5 protein-coding genes, 1 tRNA gene and 2 pseudogenes are annotated in these 7,252 nt (G+C 45.6%); 3 read left to right on the forward strand and 5 right to left on the reverse strand.

Annotation, left to right across the window (positions count from 1 at the left end; all coding sequences use genetic code 11):
- Positions 1 to 526 (forward strand): annotated as a pseudogene (locus tag HMPREF3034_RS12830) (ATPase); the annotation flags it as partial.
- 18 nt (positions 527 to 544) lie between these two features.
- Positions 545 to 910: pseudogene (locus tag HMPREF3034_RS06535) on the forward strand (porin); the annotation flags it as partial.
- On the opposite strand, the gene HMPREF3034_RS06540 reads toward HMPREF3034_RS06535, so the two are convergent.
- Positions 907 to 2,115: an SGNH/GDSL hydrolase family protein gene (locus HMPREF3034_RS06540; RefSeq protein WP_062434196.1), complete on the reverse strand. Its 1,209-nt coding sequence runs from the start codon at positions 2,113 to 2,115 to the stop codon at positions 907 to 909. The pseudogene HMPREF3034_RS06535 and the gene HMPREF3034_RS06540 overlap by 4 nt on opposite strands.
- A gap of 57 nt (positions 2,116 to 2,172) precedes the next feature.
- Positions 2,173 to 3,849: a S41 family peptidase gene (locus tag HMPREF3034_RS06545; protein ID WP_036899222.1), complete on the reverse strand. Its 1,677-nt coding sequence runs from the start codon at positions 3,847 to 3,849 to the stop codon at positions 2,173 to 2,175.
- 165 nt (positions 3,850 to 4,014) lie between these two features.
- Between HMPREF3034_RS06545 and HMPREF3034_RS06550 the strand changes: the two genes are divergently transcribed.
- Positions 4,015 to 4,088: transfer RNA gene (locus HMPREF3034_RS06550), tRNA-Asn, on the forward strand.
- Between the two features lie 159 nt (positions 4,089 to 4,247).
- On the opposite strand, the gene HMPREF3034_RS06555 is transcribed toward HMPREF3034_RS06550, so the two are convergent.
- The 3 genes from HMPREF3034_RS06555 to HMPREF3034_RS12965 form a co-directional block, all read right to left on the reverse strand.
- Entirely contained in the window at positions 4,248 to 4,811 is a 564-nt protein-coding gene (locus HMPREF3034_RS06555; RefSeq protein ID WP_231725622.1) for a YceI family protein, read from the reverse strand.
- Between the two features lie 168 nt (positions 4,812 to 4,979).
- Complete coding sequence (locus tag HMPREF3034_RS06560; protein WP_062434199.1) at positions 4,980 to 6,935, reverse strand: beta-N-acetylglucosaminidase domain-containing protein; 1,956 nt, start codon at positions 6,933 to 6,935, stop codon at positions 4,980 to 4,982.
- 122 nt (positions 6,936 to 7,057) lie between these two features.
- A partial coding sequence (locus HMPREF3034_RS12965) for a hypothetical protein (RefSeq protein WP_231725623.1) occupies positions 7,058 to 7,252 on the reverse strand: 195 nt, incomplete at its 5' end.

Here is a 7,252-nt window from a genome sequence, read left to right on the forward strand (position 1 = left end):
CTCTATAAATGAAGGTTTTGCAGAGGTCTCAAAACGTCAGCTTGGCCTCAACAACTGGGTACAAGCAGGCTACTTCGTACATCACTTTGGACTACAAAGCGCTACAAGTACGTCGTTCAAAATTTCGATGGAAGAACCTTTATGTGAATCGGCGTTCGACAGCGACCGACTCCTTGGTCTCATGTACGCACATAGCAAAGGACGATTTTTAGGTACATTCAGTTTCTTTTCGGAGACAGAAGCCATGAAGCTAACGTCCGAAAAACTAGGCAACCAAGACGTAGGAGCCATGACACGACTAGTATATCGCCCACTCCACGAAACAGGAAAGATATTGCAAGTGGGCATGTCGGCTGCCGTCATGTCGCCACAATACAGCAGCACAGACAGCCTCAACCACAAGCAATATACCTTGGCGGCCAACTTCCCTACCCGCATATCGAAGTTGAAAGCCGTTTCTAGCACCATCAACGAAGCACAAACGCTCTATAAATTCACCCCAGAACTATTGGCTGCTTACGGCTGATTAGCCCTTGAGACGCAGTATTACTACACACATATCAACCGCAAAGGCACACTACCGAGATATAAAGCAAGTGGCGTATATGCAGCAGTGCGCGGCCTTATCAAAGAGCATGCCTATCAATATAGTAACAATGACGGATGTATCAGTACACCGGAGGGCGGAAATATGGAACTGGTGGCAGCGTATAACTACACCGACCTCTCCGACCACAAGGCCGGCATACGAGGCGGAAGAAGCAATGACTGGTCGCTGACCTATAATTACTACATCAATAAATACGTATTGGTGCGTGTTCGCGGATCTTATACGCGCACTACCGACCGTGCCGGTTACGACGACAACGAAGTAAAGATACTGGAGACAAGATTGCAAATCAAATTTTAAAAGCCAAACTCAGCCATTCGTCCGGCAGCATAATGCCCCATGCGACGATAGCCTTCGGCATTAGGATGTAGCCAGTCTTCCTGACATTCGGGGATGAGTGCTTGAGGCTCTTTCGGATCGCTCATCAGCCTATCGAAGTCTATAACGCCATCAAGGTCTTTCGTGGTACGTATCCATTCGTTCACCGTCTCACGCGCAGCCTCATGGAATGGCGTATAGTAAGAATGGTTCTTAAATGGCGTAATGGTAGCTCCAAAGACCTTTAAACCGCGTGCATGTGCCTCTTTAGCAAATTTGGCATAAGCCTCTATCATCTGCGCAGCCACCTGTTCGCTATTACCTCGGCTATGCCCGATGTCGTTTGTTCCTTCAAAAATGATAACAGCTTTCAGACCGCGTTGCCCCATAATATCACGACTAAAACGCTTGATAGCAGGGTCGCCAAGCCCATATCCGAGAATCTCATTGCCTCCGATACCCAGATTCAACACGCCAAACTTCCCTCCCAATCGCTCGCTCATGATGTCGGGCCAGCGATTTTGATGGTTTGTAGTGCTGCCTCTGCCATCGGTAATGCTGTTCCCAAGAATGGCGATACTGCCATTTTCCACCCCATAGACATCAATAGCATCAATGGTAAACCAGTAATCGGCTTTGGCAGCATAGGTAAATTTTGTGCGAGGTGTGGACGCTCCGTTAAGGATATATGACGTCGTGCGCGAACCGGGATGCCACGTGATGTCCTTGGAAGATGCACCATAGTTAATGGTTATAGCTAGTCGCTGCAAGGGCTTCAGATTATATTGTACGGCATCCGACACCACCGAACGCCCCGGAGCGATGGTAACATTGCGCTTCTTAGCAAATTCCAGATAGCGAGCGGAATGAATATCAATGGTCGAAGAGTCGATGGAATTGGCTATATAGACCGACTTGATTTGCAATGGGCTCTTACTATAGGCGTTAGACAACTGTAGTCGCAGCGTGTTTCCGCCCAGCGACACGTGCACTATCTGCCGAATCGACTTGCCGGTAAGTTCGGTTTTCTCCGACATATTGTTCTTCGTGATAAACTGTGGAGCCGTGGCCCACGTGCCAACCCAACTGAATGTCTTCGCCATCTTCAACTGCTGTGCAGGTCGCTGGGCATGAATGGACGGCAGCAGCGCCATGCCGAGAACTAAAAGTATGTATAAACGTTTCATTGCCAAAAGCATAAAAAAGAGACGGTAGGCGTCTACCGTCTCTATATACTGACCTAATTACTTCTTAGGCCTTAATATCTTATTATATTCATCGGGCTGACTCAACAATCGGAGCGCCTCTTTCATCGTCTTATCAAACCGAAGATTGAACTTTATTTGGCCGGCCTGATAGTAATAAGCCGACACGATGTTGCGCCCAAGTTCCTGCATCAATTCAGCTTTATTCTTATCCAAGTCTTTCGCAATGTTATGACTAAGCTTCTTCTCCAAATTATCGAAGTCGGCTTTAGCGTCGTCGTAATAACCTTCAAACTTAGCTAGTTTCACCAAATTCTTCAGATATTTCTCGCTCTCACGGTCGTAGCTGAACTTGCTATTGATGACACGCTGACGGAAATCTTGCCAGTCTTGCTCTGAGAGTTGGAACTCAGTGGGTTGCGCAATAGTCGGATGTTTGGCGATATATTCCTGTTCATAGGTCAACATTTGTTCGGTAGAGTCGATAATACCTGCATATCCGCTACGGTTAGACAGGTATAATGTCAAGTTTGACAAGGTATCTGGCTTCACCTCTACATCTGGTTTGATGCCGCCACCATCGCGTACTTCGCGCCCACCGGCCGTATAAAAGACTTTTGTCAAAGAGTCGGGAATGTGCTCGGTATATTCACCACGCTTGCGATTATAGTTGATAGCTTGGATACAACGACCACTGGGAATATAGTATTTGTTGGTCGTCAACTTCATCATACCGTTGTACGGCATTTCGAGAGTCATCTGTACAAGGCCTTTACCATAGGTACGTGTGCCCATAATCACGGCACGGTCGAGGTCTTGCAATGCACCGCTCGTTATCTCGCTTGAGCTGGCTGTGTGACCATCTACCAATACAACGATGGGCATCACGGTATCAAGTGGTTCCACCGTTGTGCGGTAATCGTGGTTCGACGATTTCTGTTTACCACGATTAGAAACGATGACCTTGCCATTCGGCACAAAGAGATTGACGATGTTCACAGCCTCTTGTTCCAGGCCACCACCGTTGCCTCTGAGGTCGAATACCAACTGTTTCATGCCCTGACCTTTAAGGTCTATGAACGCCTTACGCACGTCTTTGGAGCACTTTTCGGTGAATGAATTCAGATTGATGTACCCCACACTCGGTGTCACCATGCCATAATAAGGCACGGCCGGCATCTGAATGGCACGACGAGTAATCTTCACTTTCGTCGTTTTATTGGTAGACGGACGCTTGTATGTAAGGATAAAACTCGTACCGGCTTCACCCCTGAGGTGATTACTTACATAATCATTGGCTTTTCCTTCCATTGATTCATTGTCAATAGAAAGGATGATATCCCCCTTCTTCAGGCCTGCTTCAGCAGCTGGCATCCCCTCATAAGGCTCGTTGATAACAACCTTTTTCAATTTAAAATTATAGCTGATGATGGCACCAATACCCGCATACTTACCTGTGAGAACCGTTTTAAATTCCTTGGTCTTATCTTCCGGATAATACTCTGTATAAGGGTCGAGCGAAGAAAGCATGGCATTGATACCATTGCCGATGACAGTATTGGCATCAAGCGTGTCTACGTAGAGCAAGTCTAGATTCTTGTAGAGCACATTGAATACATCAAGATTCTTTGCCACATCGAAGTTATGTTCCTTGCCACTCTGTGCCATTGCAGGGAGAGTTGCTAGCAACAAGAAGAGAGAAAGTATTTTCTTCATACTATTTATGCTTGAAATTTGAATTACAAAAGTACGATATTCCACCCGTATAGCCCTCTAAACAGATAAAAATTATCATATTTTAGACTTCTCGAATAATTTTATTCCCAAAAGTTTGGCAGTTTCAAAAAAACACAATACCTTTGCATCGCAATTAGAAAACAAGCTTCAATAGCTCAGTTGGTTAGAGCACCTGACTGTTAATCAGGGGGTCGTTGGTTCAAGCCCATCTTGAAGCGCAAAGAGGATTACCGCAAGGTAGTCCTCTTTTGCGTTATAAACAGTGTTGCCAAACACTTATAAAAGAAATTCCCCGAAAGCTCTTTTACGAACTTCCGGGGGATTTCTATAGAATATCTTACTTATTATCTTTTATATATTCACTCCCTCTACCCTGTTTAATCCTGTGGACTAAACTCCACATCGGCAGTGATATAGATAGTATTGCCAATGAAATCAGGAAGATATTGAGGTGCAATACCGAAATCAGAGCGATTTACCGAACCTGTAATTCTGAAACCGGCAACCTGCTTCTTGGTCATTGGACTAGTGATAATGCCGAAGAATTGGACGTCAAGCGTTACTGGACGCGTCACTCCATGCATCGTAAGATTACCCGTCAGGCGACCACGAATCTTCTTAACCTTCTTGAGTCGTGTGCTCTTAAACGTCAATGTAGGAAACTTCTCTACATCAAAAAAGTCGGCCGTACGCAAATGATTATCACGCATTTCTACGCCTGTATTGATGCTTTTCACCTGTGCCGTGAGACTTATTTGAGCATCACTATAGTCGGCTTTCGACGTTTTTGCAACAATATGAAAGCTATCAAACTTGCCACGAACACGCGAGACATTGGTATGTTTTACCTCAAACCCCAACTGCGAATGAGCCGGATCGTTGTTCCATATAGTCTGTTGAGCTGTGGCAATATTGCTTACCATGAGCAGTCCGAAAACCACTCAAAATACTTTTTTTATTCTGTTCATTTCCATTATCTTATTCTTTTATAACTCTCTAATTCTTGCATTTTGTATGACACAAAGGTAGAGAGAACATACGAATGAGGCAAGGAAACGAACAGAATATTATCTATTACGATATAAAATTACCACATTTGTGGTACGGAATCAATTCAGTTTCGCAGCCAAATAATCGAGAAAGGGGCGCAATACCTTAGCGGCAGGCTCGGCCGTACGACTACTTAGCTCGATTTCTTCGCCCATTCCATTGAGTACGTTGAACTGATAATGAGCATTATGCTCTATCTCTGCCACCGTCTTTTGCAACTTCTTCACCACCACAGCATTACGCATAGAGGGCTGCATATCTATCTGTTCAAGCAATTGAAGAGTGAGATAAGCCATATCACTCACCTTATTCATCCATGGATGGATGTCGGCATAGAAGATACTATCAGACTCACAAGTAGACTTTTCCATCACATCTATCTTGCTACAAGCCTCCAATAGCTTCGTCATTTCGGCTTTTAAAGCATGGCTATCACCCGTCTGCTTATAGTCGTTGACCAACGATGCCAACGGCTCATTGTCATAATAACGAAGATATTGCGTGAGATATTCGAAAGCAGGAGCTTTCTCTTGCCCCACCACGGCACGCACAGCAGCTTTGAAATCGGCCTCGTTATCAAATCCGGCATTGTTCCATCCATAGTCGCCCACGCCGAAGAGAGCAATCTTGGAAGCTGCACCTTGCTGCATAGGATTAGAGATAAGCGCACTCGCACCCTTCAATTCCTTAGGCAGTGTAGCTTTGTTGTCAATCCATTTTTCATCGGCAAAGTTACCATAAGTGTCGCGAACAAAGAGTTTGGTCATATCGTTGTCGTTGCAAGGATAGTTCCACCACCAAGCAAGTCCACGTCCCAGCTCGCCCGAAACAATCTCCAAGTCCTTGGAATTAGGAACAGTCCACACTGCGGCGCCTGTGATATAGACAACCACATGCTTCGGTGTGTTGCCCAAAGCATTGAAGAAATTCTTGCGTTTATCCTCCTTTACCCACGAGTAAGCATAGAGTTGGGGTACGAAGTTAATCGGTTTCACCGTGTCGGCAGGCGCAGAATAATGGCGATTCCATCGGTTTTCGACAGCCTGTTGCACCAACGTGAGTCGCTCGGCATTGAGCTTGAGCGTGGGAGCATCGCTCGGAACGCCCACGTCATCGACGAAAACACCGAACTGACGGACACCCAGTCCGTACATCAACTCAAACTTCTGCATGATCTTATCTATCACTGCCGACTCCTTGGGGTCGGTAAACGCCTTACCCGGATGGATGGCCCAGATGAAGTTTACTTTGTTCTGATGAGATACATTCACGATGTCGCGCATCATATCCTCGGACAGATAGCCGATAGACTTCTGCTGTTCGGTAATCTTCTTGGGGTAAGCCTCACCCCATTTCTGCGAATGATAAGGGTCGCTCTTGGCACCATACATATAGGTGTTCATTTTATAACGTGCCATAAAACGGAATAAATCCTTGGTCACATCGGCATTGTAAGGCACACCATAGTATCCCTCGATAACGCCACGATACTGTATATCGGCATAATCATCAATACGAACGCAAGGCAAATTCTTTGTTCCACGGTCCAGCATCTGCTCCAATGAGGCCAGTCCACAGAACGTAGCATCGGTATTTTCACCCAAAATCAACACGTTAGCACGCTTCTTGGCGTCCCCGGTCAGCACGAGAATATGACGGTCGAACTTGCCTTTGGCGGTGAGTACCTTACGGTCTACCTTGAGTTTCTTGGCCATACGGTCGGCATACCCCTTAGCATTGTTCACGCCAAGATAAACCACAGAGAAGCCTACGGGAACCTTCTTGCTTTCAATTGCCTTTAATCCTTTATCGGCAAGAATGCCCTTTGCCCGCTCAATCGTGGTCTTATCAATACCCCCATCGGCCATGATATACACTTCGTTCGTAAAAGATACCGTTCCTGCCATCGCTTTCTGACTATGCGTAACAGGATAAATGGTGTAGACATTATCCGCCTTGCCCACCACCGCGGAGGCTGCAACGAACAATGTCAGCATTAGATGTTTGATGTTCATATATTTAGATAAATTGTTATTTGATTGCTACAAATATACAACTTTTTCTGCTTTACGACGGTATCCTACGTAAGTTATGGATACAAACTCATCACTTTTCACTCATAACCGAGTTTACTCGTCTACTCGTTAACTTGTCCAATATCAGACTGCAAGGTCGATGCAGCGTTGCTGTTCAGGCTTCTCAGTATTGCTGAAGAAGCGGGACAGTTTCCTTGCCAAGCCCCTGCAGTAGCCGACGAATTATGAGTGAGAAGTGAAGAGTGGGGAATTTTGCGGAATAAGTATAATCGGAAAATTAGATTGTGCAATTTTAC

Source organism: Prevotella sp. DNF00663, assembly GCF_001553265.1.
In the GTDB taxonomy this organism is placed as follows: domain Bacteria; phylum Bacteroidota; class Bacteroidia; order Bacteroidales; family Bacteroidaceae; genus Prevotella.

Excerpts from the sequence above, each read along its gene's own strand:
- HMPREF3034_RS06540 (WP_062434196.1), bottom strand. The coding sequence starts at position 2,115 with ATGAAACGTTTATACATACTTTTAGTTCTCGGCATGGCGCTGCTGCCG.
- HMPREF3034_RS06545 (WP_036899222.1), bottom strand. The coding sequence starts at position 3,849 with ATGAAGAAAATACTTTCTCTCTTCTTGTTGCTAGCAACTCTCCCTGCA.
- HMPREF3034_RS06560 (WP_062434199.1), bottom strand. The coding sequence starts at position 6,935 with ATGAACATCAAACATCTAATGCTGACATTGTTCGTTGCAGCCTCCGCG.